The organism is Lysinibacillus sp. DFXJR4, assembly GCF_057196045.1.
Window position 1 is genome coordinate 30,801 of the sequence record NZ_JBXUNW010000005.1, and the last position, 22,980, is coordinate 53,780.

Genomic DNA, 22,980 nt, shown 5'->3' on the forward strand with positions numbered 1-22,980 from the left:
ATTTTTGTGTTAAAAGAGCTTAGTATTCGAAACTTTGCCATTATAGAGGATTTGACAGTTAGCTTTTCAAATGGTTTAACTGTTTTAACAGGAGAAACAGGTGCCGGAAAATCAATTATCATTGATGCCGTCCATTTACTTGCAGGCGGTAGAGGAAACTCTGAATTTATTCGTCATGGAGCAAGAAAGGCTGAATTAGGAGGTTTATTTCAAATCTCCAGTTCTTTGCATCCTGTGCATAAAAAGCTTGAAGAAGCAGGCATTGAGATTGAAGAAGATACCATTATTTTACGCCGTGATTTACATGATACTGGAAAAAGTGTTTGTCGAGTAAACGGAAAACTGGTGCCATTATCTGTACTCCGTGATATTGGTGCTAGCTTAATCGATATTCATGGTCAACATGAAAATCAGGAACTGATGGACGAAAAACAGCACATTTATTTGCTAGACCACTTTGCAGAGGAACAACTTGCTCCAATACAGGAAGTATACAGTTCCCAGTATGAAGAATATCGCTCGCTAAAAAGAGAATTGGCATCTATTTCAATTGATGAACAGTTAATGGCGCAACGTATTGATTTATATCAGTTCCAAATGAAAGAGCTAGAGGATGCCAAATTAAGGTTAGGTGAGGAAGATGAGCTTCTTGACGAACGTCGTCGTTTGATGAATTTCAATAAGATTTTTGAGCGGTCTAATGAAGCCTATGAAGCCATTCAAGGGGAATCGAAAGGTCTTGACTGGATAGGCAATGCAATGGGGGCATTAGAGGATGCTGCAAAAGTTGACGATCAGTTTAAAGAAGCATCGGAAGCAGTAACCACAGCATTCTATGCATTACAGGATGCTGCACACCAGGTTAAAAATGTATTAGATGAATTAGAGTTTGACCCAGCCCGATTAAATGAAGTCGAGCAGCGTTTAGCTCTATTCCAAAATTTAAAGCGTAAATATGGCTCAACAATTGAAGAGATTTTAGCGTATTACGATAAGATTAAAACTGAGCTGAATGAACTTTTAAATCGAGATGAAATTTTACAGGTTAAAGAGCGAAAAGTACTAGAAATGGAATCAGCACTACAAGAGCTGGCTGTACAATTAACTGCTATTCGAAAAAATGCTGCACAAGATTTAAGTGAGTCTATTATGGCTGAACTACGTGAATTACATATGGAAAAAGCAAAATTTATTGTTAATTTTGATGAATTATCATTTTTTGATGCCAACGGGAAAGACCAGGTTATTTTTTATATTTCCACGAATGTGGGAGAACCACCAAAATCATTACCGAAAATTGCATCTGGTGGTGAATTATCACGTATGATGCTTGCGTTAAAGACCATTTTCTCATCTTCAAACGGCATCACCTCAATTATTTTTGACGAGGTAGATACCGGTGTAAGTGGTCGAGTTGCACAGGCAATTGCTGAAAAAATTGCTGCAATCTCTATCAACTCTCAGGTTTTATGTATTTCACATTTACCACAAGTCGCTGCGATGGCTGATCATCATTATTTTATCAAAAAAGAAGTGAACCATGATCGCACATTTACTTCATTGCTTGAAATTGATACACAAGCTCGCATCGAAGAAGTAAGTCGCATGATGTCTGGTGCAGAAATTACTGACTTAACTTTACAGCATGCAACAGAGCTATTAAAAATGGCAAATGCCCGAAAAAAACAAATGAGATAACCCTTCATCCAGAGACATGTTTAATGTTTCTGGGTTTTTTCATTTTGCACAAATATTTACCGCTTATAAGAATGCCACAACAACACATAGTAAAAAGACAAATATGAAAAGGAGGTGTCGTATGTATCGTCGTTGGCGTCAATTTGTCATTTTGCCTATGCTCATCGTTTTATTATTCATGCCAGTTCAGGCATTTGCCGCAAAAAAGCTAATTCCGATGGGCGAAGCAATTGGAATTCAACTTCAGCTATCTCATGTATTTGTAGCACATGATGTGCTATTAGCTTCCAATCAGTGGATGAAAGGAGGCGCTGTGATTGAAAAAATAAATGAAATACCTGTAAAAACGCTGGCAGATGCCAAACAGGCTGTTGCCACGCAAGGGCAGCAGAAATGGACGATGAAAAGTGAAGGAAAAGAAGTAACCCTTGAGTTACAGGAGAAAGAAGCAACACATGTAATTTCCTTTTTAAAAGATGAAACAGATGGAGTAGGAACATTGACGTACATTGATCCAGAGACAAAAAAATACGGTGCATTAGGCCATCAAATTGTCGATTCAACATTACAAGAAGCCCCCGTTTTTCGAGCTGGCTCCATCTTCTTAGCTTCGATTCAACAAATTCGTAAAAGTATACCTGGTCAACCCGGCTATAAAATTTCCTCCATTGAAAAACATCAGGAACGATTAGGGAGCATCGATAAAAATACCGTTTATGGAATTTTTGGTCGTTGGGAAGACGGCTATCCACAAAGTTTGCCAAAAGCAATTGAAATTATGCATGAAAAGGATATAAAAACGGGAAAGGCTGAAATCTACACGGCGATAGAGGGCAGTAAGGTGGAAACTTTTTCAATCGAAATAATAAAAATCGAAAATGAACGTCTTGAATTTATCATTTCTGACGAAAAGCTCATTGAAAAAACAGGTGGCATTTTACAGGGAATGAGTGGTAGCCCAATCATCCAAAACGGTCGTTTTGTAGGTGCTGTTACACATATGTTTGTAGAGGAACCAAAAAAGGGTGCAGCTATTACTGTAGCGGAAATGTTAAGAAAGTCATCCTAAAAGTGGAGCTGCCTTTGGGTAGCTCCATTTTTTCATAAAAATTTGTGTTTTTATATGAGAATCATCAAGGATTTCGTTTTTTTATGAAGGGATTAGCGATACTAAAAAAAAACTGTAGTTTTATCTCAGTTTTTTCACTAAAATAAAGAAGATAAGCATTCGACATTTTGCAAGTATTTATCATAACTTGTCGATTAAAAAAGAAAGTATCGGACTACATACTCATTTTTGGAAATAGAAAAGGTTTTTAAAACAAAAATGTCGAAAATTCCACAGTGTGCCAAAAATGGCATAAGGGGTAGTTACGCTTTGAAGTGATTCAAAGCACAGTCCAGAAGGAGGAATTGAAATGACAAAGGTAAAGGTAGCGATTGCAGACGATAATCGTGAGTTATTAAAAACGATGGAGCAGTATTTTCAAGGGCATCCCGAAATAGAAATTATTGCAACTGCTTCAAATGGAAAAGTTTGCTTACAAATGCTTGAGGAATTTACACCAGATATTTTACTCCTAGATATAATTATGCCTCATCTCGATGGTTTAGCAGTTTTAGAATCCATGTATCAAAATCAACAAATGTCATCAATTCAAGTAATCATGCTGACAGCATTTGGCCAAGAGGATGTCATGAAACAGGCAGTTGATTTAGGTGCTTCGTATTTCATGCTAAAGCCATTTGAATTTGATCAATTGGTGCAAAAGATTCTTCATTGCGCTGGACAAAAAGCAACACTTCCTAAAAAGACAAGTGTTTTACAACCTACAGCGCCACAAAAATTAAATCAACATCAATTAGATAGCACGATTACAGCCATCATAAAAGAAATTGGTGTCCCTGCACATATTAAAGGGTACTCCTATTTACGAGAAGCTATTCAAATGGTGTTTGAGGATATCGAGTTATTAGGCTCTGTGACGAAAATCCTATATCCAGAAATCGCTAAAAAATTCAATACAACTCCTTCACGTGTAGAACGTGCTATTCGCCATGCCATTGAGGTAGCGTGGAATCGAGGAAATTATGAATCGATTTCGTCAATGTTTGGCTATACCGTTCATCACTTAAAATCGAAGCCGACAAATAGTGAATTCATCGCCATGATTGCTGATAAGATTCGTATTGATATGATGGCAAGCTAAAAAAACTACAATCATATGTTAAAGGAGAATGACCAGTAGCCATTATTTATAAACTATATATAAATTCAAAGCGCCTATGTAAGCAGTTTTCAAGCTGTTTATGAGGCGTATTTTTTTATTTAGTTAGGAAGACCTAATACATTTTTGTATAATTTATGACAAAAACAGCATCTATATGATAAATTAATGAAAGATTTAGTAAATAACATGATTTTTTGCGATTGTTTTATACAATTGTGATAGCTGGATAGCATACATTAAGTAAAATATTTCCTTTTAGTAGTAAATAACAGCTAAAAATGATAGGAAAAATATAAAATATGGTAGAATGGCTTACTGATAAAGTAGGGGTATTTTCTTTCTGAGTAGTGACAATTGTCTCTAAACAAATGTAAATAGATTGTATATACTTACAGATAGAGGGAAGGAGGAGGTAGCTTGATTCTAGTTCGGAATGATAACTTCGAAATATCAGAAGAAAATGGCAAAGTATATATGGTAACTTTCAGCGCTGGTTTTCCATTAAAAGAATTTGATAGTATTTTACGCAGTCATCCCCGCCTAAAGTTGTCTAATTTTTCAATATTAAAAAATGTATTAGCGACTGAAAGTATAAATCCTGTTGAAATCGGACGTTGGCTTCCGAATGTGGAAGCAGAAATTGCACGAGATAAAATGTCTGCCTCTATATTTATCTATGAAACACATGATTATATTCAAAAAAATAAAGAAAAATTGTCGCAACAAATTTTAGAAACGCTTGAAGATGAAGGAATTGTAAATGGAATTTTGGATTTTGATATTTCGAAAATTGAACCAGGAAAAGCATTTTTAATTGCTCAAGGAACGCCACCTGTAGCAGGAACAGATGCACAAATTACATACTTACCTAAACCAGAGAGAAAGCCAGTGATTCGCGAAGATGGAAAAGCTGATTATTACGATATGAACTTTATCTCTGAAATTTCTGAAGGGTCATGGCTTGGCGAAAAAATACCTGCAACTTTAGGGAAAGCAGGGAAAAATGTACTGGGTGATACGATTGCTGCTGCACCAGGTCGTGATTTTCCCATTAAATACGATAAAAAATCTGCCTATGAAGTGGAGGAGAATGGGAAAATTGTTATCCGCTCCAAAATCGCAGGCGTATTAGATGATGTCAAGGGCATGATTGGTGTAAATCGACATTTGCCTATTCATGGTGACGTTGGTGTTGAAACAGGAAACCTTGAATTTAATGGCTCATTAAGTATAAAAGGAACGGTCACTTCTGGCTATACGGTTATTGCTACTGGAGACATTTCTATTGAGGGTGCCGAAGGTGTAAGTGGCGCCAAGCTTATAAAATCTATTGAGGGTGATGTCTATATTCGCGGTGGCATTTTCGGGCTTGGTTCAACATTGGTGGAGGCAGGTGGCAATATTTTCGTCAAGCATGTTAATGAAGCAAATTTAGTCGCAGCTGATAGTATTCATATAGGCTTTTATGCATTAGGATCACAACTCACTGCACATTCTATTTTTGTGGACGAACGAAAAGGTAAAATTATTGGGGGTCGCGCAGTAGCGAAAAATACAATTGTCACGGCTATATCTGGAAACCGATTAGAGCGTCGAACGGATTTAATCATTGAAAGTGTCAATAAAAGAGAAAGCTATTCGCTTATGCAAGAGAAGGCAACACACTTAAAGCAATTACAATCAGATATTTCAATACAAGAGGGAAAAATTAAAACCTTATTACCAATCCTTAATCAAATGACAAAGGAGCAAGTGGCTACATTTGAGGAAACGAAGCAGGTCTTAACGAAATTGAAGGCCGAAGCAGTGACGATTGACCGTGAGGTGAAACTAATGATGGATGAAATGCGCCATGCAGGTAAAGAGGAAATTACTGTGACAAAAGAAGCGCATCCAGGCACATATATTCAGATTGGCAAAAAATCATCCCTATTAAGTAAAATGACCAATGGTAAATTTCTCCTTGAATTTGGTGAGTTAAATGTCTAGCCAATTGTCCATTCCTGTGTTTGCACATCGAGGAGCGTCAGCTTATGCACTTGAAAATAGCTTCAGGGCTTTTGAGAAGGCATTGGAGCTAGGTGCAGATGGCATTGAATTGGATATCCAATTGTCAAAGGAAGGAATTCCAGTTGTCTATCATGATCCACAACTATCAAGATTAGTTGGCATCAATAAGCTTGTGAATGAGTGTACAGTAGAGGAGCTTCTTAGCTTTAAGCTTGGAAAGCCCTGGAGACGTTTTTTTTCTTTGTACAAAATTCCAACATTAGATGCCGTTTTAGCATGGGCAAATTCCCATCAGCTACCTCTTAATATTGAATTAAAATCAACCATCCTTGATAATAAAAATGCACTTATTCAAATGCTTCATAAACTTATTTTGCCTGTTGGCAGTCATTTTTCATCGTTTCACTATGAGCTGTTAGAAATCGTGAAGCAATATAGATCTGATGTTGAAACAGCCCTTATTGCAACTAAAAAATTAAAATGGGATTTGCTCAGTGATTATAAAGCCATTGACAGCGTGCATATGCATAAAAGGTATTATAAACCAAGATTTTTAGAGGCATGTGTAGCAAGTGATAAAGCATGTCGTTTTTATGCGATTGATGGTAATGAGGCTTTTTTGACAAACCCACATCCATCAGTAATTGGTTGGATTACTGATTATCCTGATAAAGTAATTGCGAAGCAGTACCGTCAATAAAAATAGCTATCCAGTAAGTCAGATGACTTAGATGGATAGCTATTTTTATTTTTTTTGGAAGCGCGGAGCAACTTTTCCATTTTTTCGATCGCGATGGAGTAAAAAGCCTGCAAAAAAGCCAAATCCTATTACAAAGAGAATGACGCCCACAACGAACTGTAACCATAAAAACGGGAAAGGTGCAATAAGTTTACCAAATAATGTATCACGCATGAATTTAATGCCACCTGCAGCCATAAGACCTGGAATAAGCATTACAATAAATGCAGCTAAACGAGCCATGCATGTCCCTCCTTATTCCTAAGTTTAATTGTACCTGTGGTTATTGGAATGTCAAGAAACGTTATTTCACTATGTGACTGCTGAAGACATAAGCACAAAGGGCATAAACTAATCTGTAACTGAATGTTTAGAAAATTCTTACTTAATTGAGAATGTGTAATAATAGTTGCGAAATTGTGAAATTGTCAGTATTGTAAAATTAAATGGAGCATTATTATCCATTACTAAACAATTTTATTATCATTTAAAACTTGATTGGATGGGCATTTGGGGATGCACTTTCCAAAGCAAAGGGGCGAGTTTTCATGGAAATCTTCAAGTATATGGAAAAGTATGATTATGAACAATTGGTATTTTGCCAAGATGAAGCATCAGGGTTAAAAGCGATTATCGCAATCCATGACACAACACTTGGACCAGCATTAGGCGGGGCACGTATGTGGACATATGCATCAGAAGAGAATGCGATTGAGGATGCATTACGTTTAGCACGTGGCATGACCTATAAAAATGCAGCTGCTGGTTTAAACCTTGGCGGTGGGAAAACGGTCATTATCGGTGACCCATTTAAAGATAAAAATGAGGAAATGTTCAGAGCGCTGGGACGTTTTATCCAGGGGCTTAATGGACGCTACATTACAGCGGAGGATGTTGGTACAACAGTAACAGATATGGATTTAATCCATGAAGAAACAAATTATGTAACTGGTATTTCTCCAGCGTTTGGTTCATCAGGTAATCCATCTCCAGTAACTGCGTACGGTGTTTATCGTGGGATGAAGGCAGCAGCAAAAGAAGCCTTTGGATCTGATTCTTTAGAGGGACGTACAATTTCTGTACAAGGGCTAGGAAATGTTGCTTACAAGCTTTGCGAGTATTTACATAATGAGGGTGCAAAACTTGTTGTGACTGATATTAATCAAGCAGCAATTGATCGAGTAGTTCATGATTTTGGCGCAACTGCTGTCGCACCAGATGACATCTATTCACAGGAAGTGGATATCTTCTCACCTTGTGCATTAGGAGCAATTTTAAATGATGAAACGATTCCACAATTAAAGGCAAGGGTTGTTGCTGGTTCTGCCAATAATCAACTACAAGATTCTCGCCATGGTGATATCTTACATGAATTAGGAATTGTTTATGCGCCTGATTATGTTATCAATGCAGGTGGGGTTATAAACGTAGCAGATGAATTATATGGCTATAATCGTGAGCGAGCGATGAAGCGTGTTGATGGTATTTATGATAGTATTGAAAAAATCTTTACTATTTCCAAACGAGATGGTATTCCTACGTATGTAGCGGCTAACCGTTTAGCAGAAGAACGAATTGCACGAGTGTCTAAATCACGTAGCCAATTTTTAAAAAATGAAAAAAATATTTTACATGGTCGTTAAAAAACGTTTAATCATTAGGGAAGTCGCATTGTCGACTTCTTCTAACTTTAATTAGAGATTAGTAGCTTAACTGAAATTAACCTAAAGCCCAACTAAGGAGTGAAAGGGATTTTTCTTATATTATCCAATGTGATTGAAGGATAGGCGGATTTAGCACTTTTCTCATAAGGGGGAAACAATATGGCTCAAAATTATGATGTTGTCATTTTAGGTGGAGGTACAGGAGGCTATGTTGCAGCAATTCGTGCGGCACAGTTAGGTTTAAAAACCGCTATAGTTGAACGTGAGCAACTTGGTGGTACATGCTTACATAAAGGCTGTATACCAAGTAAGGCCTTACTTCGAAGTGCTGAAGTGTATCGTATGGCCAATAAAACGGCTGCAGAATTTGGTGTAGATATTGAAGGAGTTACATTGCAATTTGACAAAGTACAGGCAAGAAAACAAGCCATTGTTGAGCAGTTGAGCCAAGGTGTGAATACACTGATGAAAAAAGGTAAAATAGATGTTTATCAGGGAACAGGCAGAATTTTAGGACCTTCTATCTTTTCGCCAATGCCAGGTACTATTTCAGTTGAAATGAGTAATGGCGAGGAAAATGAAATGCTTGTGCCAACAAATGTTGTGATTGCAACAGGTTCAAAGCCTAGAGGAATGGCTGGACTAACAATTGATGGAAAATATGTCATGAACTCAGATCATGCATTACAAATGGAGGCGCTACCGAAGTCATTGCTAATTGTTGGTGGCGGTGTTATTGGAATCGAATGGGCATCAATGCTTTGTGATTTTGGCGTATACGTAACGGTTATTGAATATGGGCCATCGATTTTACCATCTGAAGATACAGACATTGTCAAAGAAGTCACGAAGCAGCTTGAAAAAAGAGGCGTTCGTATTGTGACAAACGCCCGCTTAGATACGGGAACATTCAAAATTGAAAATGATAACGTTTTCATTTCTGCGAAAGTTAACGATAAGGATGAATTATTCGAGGCTGATAAATTATTGCTTAGTGTAGGGCGTGAAGCAAATACACAAGGTATAGGCTTAGAAAATACAGAAATCGAAGTTGAGAATGGATTTATTAAAGTTAATAATTCGTATCAGACAAAGGAATCACATATGTATGCTATTGGTGATGTGATTGGTGGGTTGCAATTAGCACATGTAGCTTCACATGAAGGATTATGTGCCATTGAACATATTGCCTCAGGAAAAACAGAAGCACTAGATGTACTAAAGGTGCCAAAATGCGTTTACTCTTTTCCAGAGGTTGCAAGCATTGGCTTAACAGAAAGTGCTGCTAAGGAGCAGGGCTTTACCTTAAAAATAGGAAAGTTTCCATTCAAGGCGATTGGTAAAGCACTTGTAAATGGAGAGACAGACGGCTTTGTAAAAATTATAGCAGATGAAGAAACGAATGATATTTTGGGTATTCATATGGTGGGGCCACATGTAACAGATTTAATTGGTGAAGCATCACTTGCTAAATTACTTGATGCAACGCCATGGGAAGTTAGTCAGGCTATTCATCCGCATCCGTCTCTTAATGAGGTGCTAGTAGAATCAGCATTAGCTGTAGATAATCGTGCTATTCATTTTTAACCTCTCTCAGCAGAAGTCTCCCACCTTTATAGGTCGTGAGATGAATGTGAATTCGGCTACGTTTCAATGGGTGGCCAAAGACACGCTGAAATAGAGGAACTCAGGCTAAGATCTTCACATCCTGTGAAAACGCCTGAGTGACCAACATCGTGTTGGCCCAAAGCCTCCGGCGGATGTCACGGAATCGAAAGGGAGTTCTTTGTGTAAACACAAAGCCGATTCCGGACGCAATTATGCCGAGGCATAATTTATCATTTCATAACTAAAGTATTATCGTGTGAGAGGATTATATACTTTAGTTATTTCTTTACAATGCGAAAGGGGTGTTCGTATGCAAGATGTTCAAATCAAGCATGAAGATTTAGGTTTATCAAATGAAGATGTCCTTGCAATGTTCGAAACGATGTTAATGGCAAGAAGATTAGATGAGCGTATGTGGTTATTAAACCGTTCAGGTAAAATTCCCTTTGTTATTTCTTGTCAAGGACAAGAGGCAGCACAAGTTGGAGCAGCCTTTGCACTCGATAAAGAGAAGGATTATATTGCACCATATTATCGTGACATGGGCGTTGTTTTACATTTTGGTATGACACCAAGAGAGTTGATGCTGTCTGCATTTGCCAAAGCAGAAGATCCAAACTCTGGTGGTCGTCAAATGCCAGGTCATTTTGGTCAAAAGAAAAATCGTATTTTAACGGGGTCATCTCCTGTTACAACGCAAGTTCCACATGCAGTGGGCGTTGCCCTTGCAGGACGGCTACAAAAAGAAGATTTTGTTTCTTTCGTTACGCTTGGTGAAGGTTCTTCTAACCAAGGGGATTTCCATGAAGGAGCGAATTTTGCAGGTGTTCATAAGCTTCCCGTCATTATAATGGTAGAAAATAATCAATATGCAATTTCTGTACCAGTTGAACGTCAATTAGGCTGTGCGAAAGTATCAGATCGTGGTATTGGCTATGGTATGCCAGGTGTTACGGTTGATGGCAAATGCCCATTACAAGTCTATAAAGTGGTGAAAGAGGCTGCAGACCGTGCGCGTACTGGTGAAGGTCCAAGTTTAATAGAAACTGTAACATACCGTTTAACGGCTCACTCTTCCGATGATGATGATCGTCAATACCGTACGGCTGAAGATATAGCAGAAGGAAAGGCTAAGGATCCTATTTTACTATTTGAAAAGTATCTTATGGATATGGGTGTAATGTCAGAGAAACTACGTTCAGAAATCGAGGAACGTGTGATGGCTGAAGTAAATGAGGCTACGGATTATGCAGAGGCTGCACCGTATGCCACACCGGAACATGCTTTGAAATACGTGTATGCACCAGTGGACGGAGGTGACGTGTAATGGCAGTGATGTCTTATATTGATGCGATTACATTAGCGATGAAGGAAGAAATGGAACGTGATGAGCGTGTTTTCATTTTAGGAGAGGATGTTGGTCGTAAGGGTGGAGTATTTAAAGCAACTACTGGCTTGTACGATCAATTTGGTGAATATCGTGTACTTGATACGCCTCTTGCAGAAAGTGCTATAGCCGGTGTTGGTATAGGAGCTGCGATGTATGGTATGCGCCCAATTGCCGAAATGCAGTTCGCGGATTTTATTATGCCTGCTGTGAACCAAATCGTCTCTGAGGCAGCAAAAATTCGTTACCGTTCAAATAATGACTGGTCTTGTCCAATGGTAATACGTGCCCCGTTTGGTGGGGGTATACATGGAGCACTCTATCATTCCCAATCTGTAGAGGCACTTTTTGCAGGAACGCCAGGATTGAAAATTGTTATTCCATCAACACCATATGATGCTAAAGGTCTATTAAAAGCAGCTATTCGTGATGAAGACCCTGTTTTATTTTTTGAGCATAAACGTGCATATCGCTTGATTAAAGGTGAAGTGCCTGCGGATGATTACACATTACCAATTGGTAAAGCAGATGTTAAACGTGAGGGAGATGACATTACGGTCATTACGTACGGTTTAGCTGTACATTTTGCATTACAAGCTGCGGAGCGACTAGCAGCAGATGGTATTTCTGCACATATTCTAGATCTTCGTACTGTATATCCACTTGATAAGGAAGCAATTATTGAGGCTGCAAGTAAAACAGGAAAAGTGTTACTGGTAACAGAGGATAACAAAGAGGGTAGTATCATGAGCGAGGTGGCGGCCATCATCGCTGAGCATTGTTTATTTGATCTTGATGCACCAATTCAACGCCTTGCAGGACCAGATGTACCGGCGATGCCTTATGCTCCAACAATGGAAAAGTATTTTATGATAAATCCTGATAAAGTAGAGCGTGCGATGCGTGAACTAGCTGCCTTCTAAAGAGAAGGCGCTTCTCACAAATTGAAAAAGTATTTAGTGAAAATCTTTTGATTAGTGAGTGCTACCAATACTTATTGTAAAAGAAAAAGCCTCAGTCGAATAGTCCGTTTTGAGAACTGTTTTTCTACAGCATCGTGTCGGCTATTCATTCTAAAATGGTTTGTCACATATAAATACGGCTAGGCTTAAATGGATGGGAGGAATAGATGATGGCGATTCAAAATATCACAATGCCACAGCTCGGTGAAAGTGTAACAGAAGGAACAATTGAAAAATGGCTTGTTAAGCCTGGTGATACAGTAAAAAAATATGACCCGCTAGCAGAAGTTGCTACAGATAAAGTAAATGCAGAAATCCCTTCATCTTTTGAAGGTGTTATTACAGAGTTGCTTGCAGAGGAAGGCCAAACGTTACCAGTAGGTGCAATCGTTTGCTCTATTGAAATTGCCGGTGACAGCGAGCTACCACCTCCACCTCCAACGAAGAAATCAGCAGTTAGTACAGCGATTTTAAATGCAGGTGTACAAAGAAAACAAGAAACACAACAAGCTACGACAGCTACGGTAGCACCACCAAAACCAGTAAGGCAGGATAAAGTTCGCTATTCACCAGCAGTTCTTCGACTTGCACAGGAGCATGATATTGCACTCGAGCAAGTTACAGGAACAGGCGAAGGAGGACGTATTACAAGAAAAGACCTTCTTGCCTTAATTGAAGCGGGAGCTGTGCCAACTACACAGGCTGAAACACCTTCTGTCGCTGATACTCCTGTACAACACTCAGTTCCTGCTGTAGCAAATGAAACTGCACAGAACGATATGAAGCCAGTCACACCTACACAGCCTTTGCAAGCAGGGGATATTGAAATACCTGTAACGAAAGTGCGTCGTGCAATCGCCAATAATATGGTAAGAAGTGTTCATGAAGTGCCACATGCATGGATGATGATGGAAGTGGATGTAACGGATTTAGTCACTTATCGAGACAGTATAAAGACAGAGTTTAAACAAAAAGAAGGCTTTAATATTACGTATTTTGCCTTCTTTGTGAAGGCAGTTGCACAAGCATTAAAAGAGTTCCCAATGATGAATTCTATGTGGGCAGAGGATAAAATTATTCAGAAGCATGACATTAATATTTCTATTGCTGTCGCAACTGACGATGCCTTATTTGTCCCTGTTATAAAACACGCTGATGAAAAATCAATTAAAGGGATTGCGAGGGAAATTAATGAGCTCGCTGTCAAAGTACGTGCTGGAAAATTGTCAATGGATGATATCAAAGGTGGAACTTTTACGGTCAATAATACGGGTGCATTCGGCTCTATGCAGTCGATGGGCATCATCAATTATCCACAAGCAGCAATTTTGCAGGTGGAAAGTATTGTAAAAAAACCAGTTGTTTTACCGGGTGGCATGTTTGCTGCACGTGATATTGTGAATTTATGTTTATCATTAGATCACCGCGTTTTAGACGGACTTGTTTGTGGTAAATTCCTAAATAGAGTAAAAGAAATACTCGAAAATACAAATAAATCTTCGACGTCAGTCTACTGATGACTACTCGGAAACCTGTTGTATAACGGTTTCCGAATTTTTTTTTGCTTTTCGAGTCGCAATTTGTCATGTAGAATAACAAATAGAAACTACTAAGGGGGGAAGCTGATTAAGCGTCCGCATGTCAAACAACATGAAAAATATTGAATTTGAAAAGCCGTCCTATTCAGAATGGCAAGATGCAGCAATCAAGGCTTTAAAAGGGAAACCATTCGAGTCTCTTTTAACGAAAACAAGTGAAGGTATTACATTAGAACCTCTTTACACACAAGAAAGTTTAGTAGCAAAACTTGGTGAAGAACTTGATAAACAAGTTGCCACAATCCGTTCCCTACAAAATAGTCAAGTTTTTAAAGTGGCACAGCAAGTTTATGCTGACACAGGCGAAGCATTTTTTGCTCAGCTAGATGATAGTTTAGCGCGTGGAAACGAAGTAGTAACAATCGATAGCCGTGTTAATTTTGAATGGACTGCAGAAATAGTAGCAAAATTAGCGACTTATTTCTCAGAATATTCGTTTAAAATTACAGTTGAAAATTCAAATGACCCATTATTAGCAGTATTCGACAACATTGCCATTGAACAACGAGAAGCTACCAAAGGTTTCATCATTTCAAAAAACCCTATCACTTTAACTGATTTTCCGAACGTGCGCTCAATCGGTGCAGATATTACGATTTATCACAATCAAGGAGCAAATGCTGTCCAAGAATTAGCATATGCACTTGCGTTTGCGGCTAAATATGCAGAGCAAGAAGAAAGCTTTGAAGCCTTTGCAAAGCGATTTTATGTAACCTTTGCCATTGATACACAGTTCTTTACAGAGATTGCTAAACTTCGTGCTTTTAAAGTACTTTGGAAAGCGTTCTCATCTGCTTATGGTATAGAAAAAAATATTAAAATTCCAACACTTGCAGAAACTTCATTAAGAAGCTTCTCAAAATTAGATGTTTATGTAAACCTACTACGTGCAGCAAATGAAGCGCTTTCTGGCTTAATTGGTGGTGCAGACGTCTTTACTGTTCATCCACATGATGCATTAACAAAGCCAACTGATCAATCAATTCGTATTGCACGTAATGTATCTTTAGTTTTAAAAGAAGAAACAAATGTGTTAAAAGTAACTGACCCAGCTGGAGGTTCATATTTCATTGAGTCATTGACAGCTGATTTTGTGAAAGAAGCTTGGGCATTATTCTTAGATATTGAAGCTGCTGGGGGCATTGATGCTTATATTGCCTCAGGAAAGCTAGCAGAAGAATTAGAGCAATCATACCAAGCTCGTATTAAAGCTACACAAACACGAAAGCAATCTCTAATTGGTACGAATATTTATGCAAATCCAGCAGATATGCTTGAGAGTGAAACGAATCCACTATTTTCAGATATTAAGCGAATTGCTATACCTTTCGAGCAATTACGAGCAGACATGACGGCTGCTAATGTGAAAACAGGAATCTTAGCATTAGGTACATTAAAAAGCTCGAAACCACGTGCTGATTTTGTATCTGGTTTCTTAAATACAGTAGGTTTAGTACCAGAAAAAAGTGAACCAATCGCAACGGCTGAAGAAGCAGTGGCATGGTTAAATACTACAGAAGCAACCTATGTGGTGATTGCTGGCAATGATGACGATACAAAAGAATTAGTATCAGCGATTCTAGCGGGTAAACCTGCTAATGTGCTTGTTGATGTTGCAGGTAAATATAAAGACGAAGAAGAAGCTTGGTTAGCAGATGGCTTAAACGGCTTTATTTTCGCAGGACAGAACATCATTGAAAAATTAAATTCAGTGTTCGCTAGCATGAAGGAGGTCCAACGATGAGCAAGCCAAATTTTAGTGCAGTTGAAATCGAAAAAGTTTTAGCAGCAGAAGCACCTCAAGCGTCAGAAGAAAAATTCATGACAAATGAAGGGATCGAAATTAAAGATATATACACAAAAGAAGATATTAAAGAGGCAAAGCATTTAAATGATGTAGCAGGTATTGCGCCAAATACGCGTGGTCCATACCCTACGATGTATGTAGCTCGTCCTTGGACTGTTCGCCAATATGCCGGTTTCTCAACAGCTGAAGAATCCAATGCATTCTACAAACGTAATCTAGCAATGGGTCAAAAAGGACTATCTGTTGCCTTTGACTTAGCTACTCACCGTGGCTATGACTCCGATCATCAACGCGTAACTGGGGATGTTGGTAAAGCTGGGGTTGCCATTGATTCTGTCGAAGATATGAAAATCCTATTCGACCAAATTCCTTTAGATCAGATGTCCGTGTCAATGACAATGAATGGTGCGGTATTACCAGTGTTGGCATTCTATATCGTTGCAGCTGAAGAGCAGGGGGTTACACCTGACAAGCTTGCAGGTACGATTCAAAACGATATTTTAAAAGAATACATGGTTCGTAATACTTACATTTACCCACCAGCAATGTCTATGAAAATTATTGCGGATATTTTCGAATATACAGCGAAATTTATGCCAAAATTTAACTCTATTTCGATCTCTGGTTACCATATTCAGGAAGCCGGAGCGACTAACGACATCGAGCTTGCTTATACATTAGCAGATGGTCTTGAGTATGTTCGTACGGGATTGAAAGCTGGCATCGATATTGATGCCTTTGCCCCGCGTTTATCGTTCTTCTGGGCAATCGGTATGAATTATTATATGGAAGTTGCAAAAATGCGTGCTGCTCGTCGTATTTGGGCGCAAATGATGTCTACGTTCAATCCAAAAAATCCAAAGACATTAGCACTTCGTACACATTCACAAACATCTGGCTGGTCTTTAACAGAGCAAGATCCATTTAATAACGTAACACGTACATTAATTGAGGCTAATGCATCCTCAATGGGTCATACACAATCTCTTCACACAAATGCACTTGATGAGGCGATTGCTCTTCCAACAGACTTCTCTGCTCGTATTGCACGTAATACACAGTTATTCTTACAGGAAGAAACGGCTATGACGAAAGTGATTGATCCATGGGGTGGTTCATACTATGTGGAGAAATTAACGGAGGAAATTACAAAATCCGCATGGGCATTAATCGAAGAGATAGAAGAACTAGGTGGAATGGCGAAAGCGATTGAAACAGGTCTTCCAAAAATGAAAGTTGAGGAAGCTGCGGCAAAACGTCAGGCAAAAATTGACTCTAAATCTGAAACAATTGTTGGTGTCAATAAGTATCGTCTAGAAAAAGAAGAGCCTATTGATATTCTCGACATTGATAACACATTAGTGCGTCAAAAACAAATTGAGCGATTAGAATCAATGCGCGCAGCTCGTAATGAAGAGGAAGTACAAAAACATCTTGCTCGACTAACAAAGGCTGCAGAAGAAGGCGGAGAAAACTTATTAGCAGTAGCGGTTGATGCAGCGCGTGCTCGTGCGTCTTTAGGGGAAATTTCAGATGCAATTGAAGTTGTTTCTGGCCGTCATAAAGCAATCATCCGTTCCATTTCTGGTGTTTACTCTGCGAACTTCTCTGATGAGGAGCAGATTCTTGAAGTAAAACAAATGACAGACGAATTCCTTGAAAATGAAGGTCGCCGCCCACGTATTTTAGTAGCAAAAATGGGGCAAGATGGTCATGATCGTGGTGCCAAAGTTATCGCAACAGGCTATGCTGACTTAGGTTTTGACGTAGATATTTCTCCACTATTTATGACACCAGAGGAAACAGCTCAAATGGCGGTTGAAAATGACGTACATTGTATCGGTGTATCCTCTTTAGCAGCAGGACACAAAACATTAGTTCCTGCATTGGTATCTGAGCTAACAAAGCTAGGTCGTGAAGATATTATCATTATTGTTGGCGGTGTTATTCCAGCACAGGATTATGAATTCCTTTATGAAGCTGGCGCCGTAGCAATCTTTGGACCAGGTACAGTTATCCCTGTATCGGCCATTAAAATTATTGAAGAAATCTACAAACGCTTAGGTTATGAGGAAGTGTCTAAGTAATGGACAAAAACAAAGAGATGCAGGAAAGTGCACTATTTGTCATGGATGGAGTAGCAGCATCTCACGATGGTATGCAATATGGTGTACCAAAAAAATTCCGAAAGAAAAAAGCTGACAAAATTGACATACAGGCGCTTGCCCGGGAGGTAATGGCAGGTTCCCGTACTCAATTATCAAAGGCGATAACACTCATTGAAAGCTCAAATGTCGTGCATAAAGCACAGGCACAAGAGCTTTTACAGGAGCTTCTACCACATACAGGAAATAGTGTTCGTATAGGCATTACAGGCGTTCCTGGTGCTGGAAAAAGCTCATTTATTGAGGCTTTCGGAACGATGCTTTGTGAGATGGGGATGAAGGTTGCAGTGCTAGCGATTGATCCAAGTTCCTCACTATCTGGAGGGAGTATTTTAGGTGACAAAACACGTATGGAGGAGCTTGTTAAGAAGCCGAATGCATTTGTTCGACCATCTCCTTCAGCTGGTACCCTAGGGGGTGTCCATAAAAAAACACGTGAAACAATGCTAGTTTGTGAAGCTGCTGGCTATGATGTTATTTTAATTGAAACTGTTGGTGTTGGACAAAGTGAAACATATGTCCGTGGTATGGTTGACTTCTTCCTGTTGCTAGTATTAACAGGAGCTGGTGACGAGCTACAAGGCATGAAAAAGGGCATTATGGAATTAGCAGACGCCATCGTAGTGCACAAGGCGGATGGTGATAATGTACGTTTAGCCAAAAAGACTGTATCTGAGTATAAGCAAATTTTGCATTTCTTACAGCCAGCTACGCCAGGGTGGATGTCTACTGCTATGCCGGTTAGTTCATGGGAAAAACGCGGTCTCGACAAAGTTTGGGATACAATCGGAGAATTTAGGCAAACCGTCGAAGCAAATAATTACTGGTCGATTAGACGTCAAAATCAAACTAAGGATTGGTTCCAATCAATGATTACTGACCATTTAATTGATGCGTTTTATGGTAATCCAGAACGCAAGGCACAAGTACAACTGTTAGAAAGCCAAATTTTAAATGGACAGCTAACAGTAACACAAGGTGTAGATCGTTTATTTAGCGATAATCAAACATAGCTATAAACTGTTGTATCTTCATTTAGCAAAAGTGTAGTAGTGGAAGTATAGAAACCAATGCGAAATTACTGAGCAAGTAGGTGCACAAAATCGCCACTAACTGCTATGATAGGAGATGTATTAGTGTCAGTCTAAAGTCTAAGGTGACACGAACTTGAAAGGAGCTATCGCTATATGAATATGGATTACGATTTATTTATGCAAGAAATTTCAAAAACAGCACGTGCGGAAATTGAGGCTGCTGGTTATGAACAGCTACGCACACCAGAAGCTGTTGAAGAGGCGTTTGCTCGTCCAGGTACTACATTAGTCATGGTCAATTCAGTATGTGGCTGTGCAGGAGGTATCGCTCGTCCAGCTGCAGCACAAAGCGTTCATTACGATAAACGTCCAGATCATCTTGTTACAGTTTTTGCTGGTCAAGATAAAGAAGCAACGGCAGCTGCTCGTTATCACTTCGGAGAAGATCACTTACCATCCTCTCCATCATTTATTCTGTTAAAGGATGGACAAGTGGTAGCTGAAGTTGGGCGCTACGAAATTGAAGGTCATGATCCAATGTCTGTTGTAACAAATTTACAAGCAAACTTTGAAGAATACTGTGATGAGCTTTAATAATATTCATTAATTAATTTGATAAGATGAACGCCCCGCAGCAACATCACTAGTTGCGGGGACTGTTCCTTATCAATAATAGTAGATAATTGGTGCATTCTACTGTAATAATAGCAAAAATATATTTGGAATTTTTAAAATATTAGCTAAATGATTTACCTCAAAAATTGAATTGATTTGATGAATAGAATAAGTGAAGAGTAATGGAGGATGGGAGGCAGTCGACTTGAAGAAGTTTTCAATCGGCTATCGTACATTAAAAACGGCAACTGGTGCAGCCATTGCAATAGCCATTGCCCAGTATTTCGAATTAGCTTCTTATGCATCTGCAGGTATTTTAACAATACTTTGTGTACAGCCAACGAAGAAAAAATCCCTTCATGCTGCTTATACACGATTTGTCGCAAGTATTATCGGTATGCTTTATGCCTTTTTAAGCTTTGAGTTATTTTCATATCACCCACTTACACTAGCAGGGATGCTCATTATTTTTATCCCCACAATTGTATCACTGAAGGTAGCAGACGGCTTTGTCTCAAGTGCGGTAATTATTATGCATATTTATGCTGCTGAAAAATTCTCGTGGACATTGGTTTCAAATGAATTTGCTTTAATGGCAATAGGTTATGGAACGGGAATAGCAATTAATATGTATATGCCAGATATACAAAAGGAATTAAATTACTATCGAGTTAAAATTGAGGAGCTATATAGTAAAATTTTTTTAGAAATTGCTAATTATTTAAGAGAAGGCGATACATTGTGGGATGGGCAAGAAATAATTGAAGCTATTACAGCTTTAAATAATGCGAAATCACTAGCCTTTAAAGATGTTGAAAATCACTTTATGAGACGAAAAAATGATTACTATGTCTATTTTGATATGCGTGAACAGCAGCTCGAAATTATTGAAAGAGTACTCCCAAAAATAACAGCCCTGCCTGTTATAGTACAAGAGGCGACGATAGTGGCTGACTTTGTTCAAGATCTTGCTGAGCATGTTCATTCAGGAAATACGGCTAGTCATTTTAGAGAGAAGCTAGAGCAGGTGAGGCGAGATTTTGCCCAATTACCACTACCACAAAATCACGAGCAATTTTTAGCACAAGCGGCACTCTATCAATTTATGGAGGAAATGGACCGATATTTAGAAATTAAACAATCTTTTAAGGGGTTGAAGGTAAAGAAAGAGCGCCCGCAGTAATGCGGACGCCTAGCTTTTCATTACACTAACATCGATAAGCCGAATGCTAGAGATGAAATTATCATGATTGCGACCATCGTATAAACGACGATTTTTTGAAATTTTTTATTACTCATATGCTCGTTCGCTCCTTCTTTTCTTATAAATAGTTTAGCAAATCTGAAAAATTTCTCAAGTAGTAGAGTTTTGACAAAAAAGTCTGTAAAATAGAGTATGTACCATAACAGAAGGAGATGTCACCATGGAGAAAGTAGATCATATTGGGATTGCGGTGCGTGATCTTGATGAACGCATTACATATTATACAGAAACTTTAGGCTTAAAGCTGCTAAAAGTGGAAGAAGTAGAATCTCAACAGGTTCGTGTTGCATTCATAGATGCGGGTAATGTAAAAATTGAGTTATTAGAACCGATGAGTGAAAAAAGTACCATTCATGGATATATCGAAAAACGTGGGGAAGGTATTCACCATGTAGCTTTCGGTGTGACAGGGATTCGTGAGCGTATGTCAGAGCTTCGTGAAAAAGGTGTACGTCTTTTATCAGAAGAGCCAGGACCAGGTGCTGGTGGTGCAGAGGTAGCCTTCATGCATCCTAAATCATCTTTCGGTGTGTTATATGAATTATGCGATAAAAGTGGAAAAGGGGATAAGTGATTAGTATGGATATGTTCGACAAAATTAATGAGTTATATGACCGTAAGACGGTAATTGAACTTGGTGGTGGCTATGAGCGCATCGACAAGCAACATGAAAAAGGTAAACTAACTGCTCGTGAGCGCATTGAATTATTGCTGGACGAAGGTACATTTTTTGAAATCAACCCATTCATTACACATCGTACAGTTGACTTCGGTATGGACAAGATGGAAGGACCTGGTGATGGTGTAGTTACTGGTTTCGGTAAAATAAACGGACGTCCTGTTTACTTATTCTCTCAAGATTTTACTGTATTTGGTGGAGCATTGGGTGAAATGCATGCGAAAAAAATGGCCACAGTAATGGATCTTGCTGCGAAAAACGGCACGCCATTCATTGGTATCAATGATTCAGGTGGTGCACGTATTCAAGAAGGCGTCCTTTCACTTGATGGATACGGTCATATTTTCTATCGCAATGCCATCTACTCTGGCGTAATCCCACAAATTTCAGTAATTATGGGACCATGTGCTGGTGGAGCAGTTTATTCTCCCGCAATCACAGACTTTATCTTAATGGTTGACAAAACATCTCAAATGTTCATAACAGGTCCTAAAGTAATTGAAACAGTAACAGGTGAAAAAATCTCTGCAGAAGACTTAGGTGGTTCAAAAGTAAACAACGCTGTAAGTGGTAATGCACACTTCCGCGCACCATCTGAAGAAGAAGCGATTGATCAAATTAAAAAACTATTAAGCTATCTTCCACAAAATAATAAGGAAAAAGCGCCACGTCAGGCACGTCCAGAAGGTGACGACTACCGCCCTGAAATCGTGGATACTGTGCCAATTGAAACAACTCGCCCTTATGATGTACGGAGAGTGGTTGAGCAAGTAGTGGACGAAGGTTCATTTATGGAAGTTCACTCAGAATTTGCGAAAAACGTAGTAGTAGGTTTTGCACGTATCGCAGGTGAGTCTGTTGGTCTAGTTTGTAACCAACCAAAAGTACTTGCTGGTGGACTAGATATCGATTCTTCTGACAAAGCGGCTCGTTTCATCCGTACTTGTGATGCATACAATGTTCCAATCATCACTTTTGAAGACGTTTCTGGCTTCTTCCCAGGCGTTAAGCAAGAGCATGGTGGAATCATCCGTCATGGAGCAAAAATCCTTTATGCATACTCAGAAGCAACTGTACCGAAAATTACAGTTATTTTACGTAAGGCTTATGGCGGTGCTTATGTTGCGCTTAACTCTAAATCAATTGGGGCTGACCTTGTATTTGCTTGGCCAAACGCTGAAATCGCTGTTATGGGTGCAGCAGGTGCCGCGAATATTATCTTTGCGCGCGAGATTGCAAAATCTGACGATCCAGAAGCAACACGTGCAGCGAAAATTGAAGAATACAAAGAAAAGTTCGCAAACCCATATGTTGCAGCATCTCGCGGTATGGTAGATGATGTCATTGATCCACGTGATACACGTATTAAGCTAATTCAAGGTTTAGACATGCTTTCAAATAAACATGAATCACGCCCAGAGAAAAAACACGGAAATATTCCACTATAAAATTTGTACAAGCCCAGCAGCCATTTGCTGGGCTTTCCTGTTGGCACAAAGAAATTGACGAAAAATGATAA

The 22,980-nt window shown here is 39.0% G+C and carries 19 protein-coding genes; 17 read left to right on the plus strand and 2 right to left on the minus strand.

Features of this window, described 5'->3' with window-relative positions:
* The first annotated feature begins 6 nt into the window (after positions 1–6).
* The 5 genes from recN to AC2CGN_RS12855 all read left to right on the plus strand — a co-directional run bounded on the left by recN (position 7) and on the right by AC2CGN_RS12855 (position 6,639).
* A complete protein-coding gene (gene recN / locus AC2CGN_RS12835) occupies positions 7–1,698 on the plus strand; it encodes a DNA repair protein RecN (protein ID WP_429989969.1) in 1,692 nt (563 codons plus the stop codon).
* Positions 1,699–1,819: 121 nt separating this feature from the next.
* Positions 1,820–2,767 carry a SpoIVB peptidase S55 domain-containing protein gene (locus tag AC2CGN_RS12840; protein ID WP_313373016.1) on the plus strand — a complete coding sequence of 316 codons (948 nt, stop codon included), beginning with the start codon at positions 1,820–1,822 and terminating at the stop codon, positions 2,765–2,767.
* 349 nt (positions 2,768–3,116) lie between these two features.
* Complete coding sequence (gene spo0A, locus AC2CGN_RS12845) at positions 3,117–3,908, plus strand: sporulation transcription factor Spo0A (protein ID WP_484514210.1); 792 nt, start codon at positions 3,117–3,119, stop codon at positions 3,906–3,908.
* A gap of 438 nt (positions 3,909–4,346) precedes the next feature.
* Positions 4,347–5,918, plus strand: coding sequence for a flagellar assembly protein A (locus AC2CGN_RS12850; protein WP_429982253.1), 1,572 nt, complete (start codon positions 4,347–4,349; stop codon positions 5,916–5,918).
* Positions 5,911–6,639 (plus strand): glycerophosphodiester phosphodiesterase, encoded by a 729-nt coding sequence (locus AC2CGN_RS12855; protein ID WP_429987621.1) that lies wholly within the window; start codon positions 5,911–5,913, stop codon positions 6,637–6,639. Before AC2CGN_RS12850 ends, AC2CGN_RS12855 begins: the two co-directional genes overlap by 8 nt.
* A 45-nt stretch (positions 6,640–6,684) precedes the next feature.
* On the opposite strand, the gene AC2CGN_RS12860 is transcribed toward AC2CGN_RS12855, so the two are convergent.
* On the minus strand, positions 6,685–6,921 hold the full coding sequence (locus AC2CGN_RS12860) for a DUF2627 domain-containing protein (RefSeq protein WP_283868557.1): 237 nt from the start codon (positions 6,919–6,921) through the stop codon (positions 6,685–6,687).
* Positions 6,922–7,226: 305 nt separating this feature from the next.
* On the opposite strand from AC2CGN_RS12860, the gene AC2CGN_RS12865 reads away from it, so the two are divergent.
* The 10 genes from AC2CGN_RS12865 to AC2CGN_RS12910 all read left to right on the plus strand — a co-directional run bounded on the left by AC2CGN_RS12865 (position 7,227) and on the right by AC2CGN_RS12910 (position 20,701).
* Positions 7,227–8,321 carry a Leu/Phe/Val dehydrogenase gene (locus tag AC2CGN_RS12865; RefSeq protein WP_286924336.1) on the plus strand — a complete coding sequence of 365 codons (1,095 nt, stop codon included), beginning with the start codon at positions 7,227–7,229 and terminating at the stop codon, positions 8,319–8,321.
* Between the two features lie 180 nt (positions 8,322–8,501).
* Complete coding sequence (gene lpdA / locus AC2CGN_RS12870; RefSeq protein ID WP_429982251.1) at positions 8,502–9,929, plus strand: dihydrolipoyl dehydrogenase; 1,428 nt, start codon at positions 8,502–8,504, stop codon at positions 9,927–9,929.
* A gap of 331 nt (positions 9,930–10,260) precedes the next feature.
* The gene (locus tag AC2CGN_RS12875) at positions 10,261–11,277 is read left to right on the plus strand and encodes a thiamine pyrophosphate-dependent dehydrogenase E1 component subunit alpha (protein ID WP_484514214.1); all 1,017 of its coding nucleotides are present in this window, start codon (positions 10,261–10,263) and stop codon (positions 11,275–11,277) included.
* Positions 11,277–12,260: an alpha-ketoacid dehydrogenase subunit beta gene (locus AC2CGN_RS12880; RefSeq protein ID WP_429982249.1), complete on the plus strand. Its 984-nt coding sequence runs from the start codon at positions 11,277–11,279 to the stop codon at positions 12,258–12,260. Before AC2CGN_RS12875 ends, AC2CGN_RS12880 begins: the two co-directional genes overlap by 1 nt.
* A 209-nt stretch (positions 12,261–12,469) precedes the next feature.
* A complete protein-coding gene (locus AC2CGN_RS12885) occupies positions 12,470–13,816 on the plus strand; it encodes a dihydrolipoamide acetyltransferase family protein (protein ID WP_429982248.1) in 1,347 nt (448 codons plus the stop codon).
* A 121-nt stretch (positions 13,817–13,937) separates the two neighbouring features.
* On the plus strand, positions 13,938–15,641 hold the full coding sequence (locus AC2CGN_RS12890; protein WP_484514217.1) for a methylmalonyl-CoA mutase family protein: 1,704 nt from the start codon (positions 13,938–13,940) through the stop codon (positions 15,639–15,641).
* A complete protein-coding gene (gene scpA, locus AC2CGN_RS12895; RefSeq protein WP_484514219.1) occupies positions 15,638–17,791 on the plus strand; it encodes a methylmalonyl-CoA mutase in 2,154 nt (717 codons plus the stop codon). The genes AC2CGN_RS12890 and scpA overlap by 4 nt, the downstream gene beginning before the upstream one ends.
* Positions 17,791–18,882: a methylmalonyl Co-A mutase-associated GTPase MeaB gene (meaB, locus tag AC2CGN_RS12900; RefSeq protein ID WP_429982245.1), complete on the plus strand. Its 1,092-nt coding sequence runs from the start codon at positions 17,791–17,793 to the stop codon at positions 18,880–18,882. Before scpA ends, meaB begins: the two co-directional genes overlap by 1 nt.
* A gap of 174 nt (positions 18,883–19,056) precedes the next feature.
* Positions 19,057–19,497 (plus strand): BrxA/BrxB family bacilliredoxin, encoded by a 441-nt coding sequence (locus tag AC2CGN_RS12905; RefSeq protein ID WP_054771654.1) that lies wholly within the window; start codon positions 19,057–19,059, stop codon positions 19,495–19,497.
* Positions 19,498–19,723: 226 nt separating this feature from the next.
* Positions 19,724–20,701, plus strand: a complete 978-nt coding sequence (locus AC2CGN_RS12910; protein ID WP_286925913.1) for an aromatic acid exporter family protein — start codon at positions 19,724–19,726, stop codon at positions 20,699–20,701.
* 20 nt (positions 20,702–20,721) lie between these two features.
* Here AC2CGN_RS12910 and prli42 read toward each other — a convergent pair whose 3' ends face one another.
* Positions 20,722–20,817 carry a stressosome-associated protein Prli42 gene (prli42, locus tag AC2CGN_RS12915; protein WP_283164667.1) on the minus strand — a complete coding sequence of 32 codons (96 nt, stop codon included), beginning with the start codon at positions 20,815–20,817 and terminating at the stop codon, positions 20,722–20,724.
* Positions 20,818–20,942: 125 nt separating this feature from the next.
* Between prli42 and mce the strand changes: the two genes are divergently transcribed.
* Both mce and AC2CGN_RS12925 read left to right on the plus strand, forming a co-directional pair.
* Positions 20,943–21,356: a methylmalonyl-CoA epimerase gene (mce, locus tag AC2CGN_RS12920; protein WP_286925917.1), complete on the plus strand. Its 414-nt coding sequence runs from the start codon at positions 20,943–20,945 to the stop codon at positions 21,354–21,356.
* 5 nt (positions 21,357–21,361) lie between these two features.
* A complete protein-coding gene (locus AC2CGN_RS12925; RefSeq protein ID WP_283868548.1) occupies positions 21,362–22,909 on the plus strand; it encodes an acyl-CoA carboxylase subunit beta in 1,548 nt (515 codons plus the stop codon).
* Positions 22,910–22,980 lie beyond the last annotated feature (71 nt).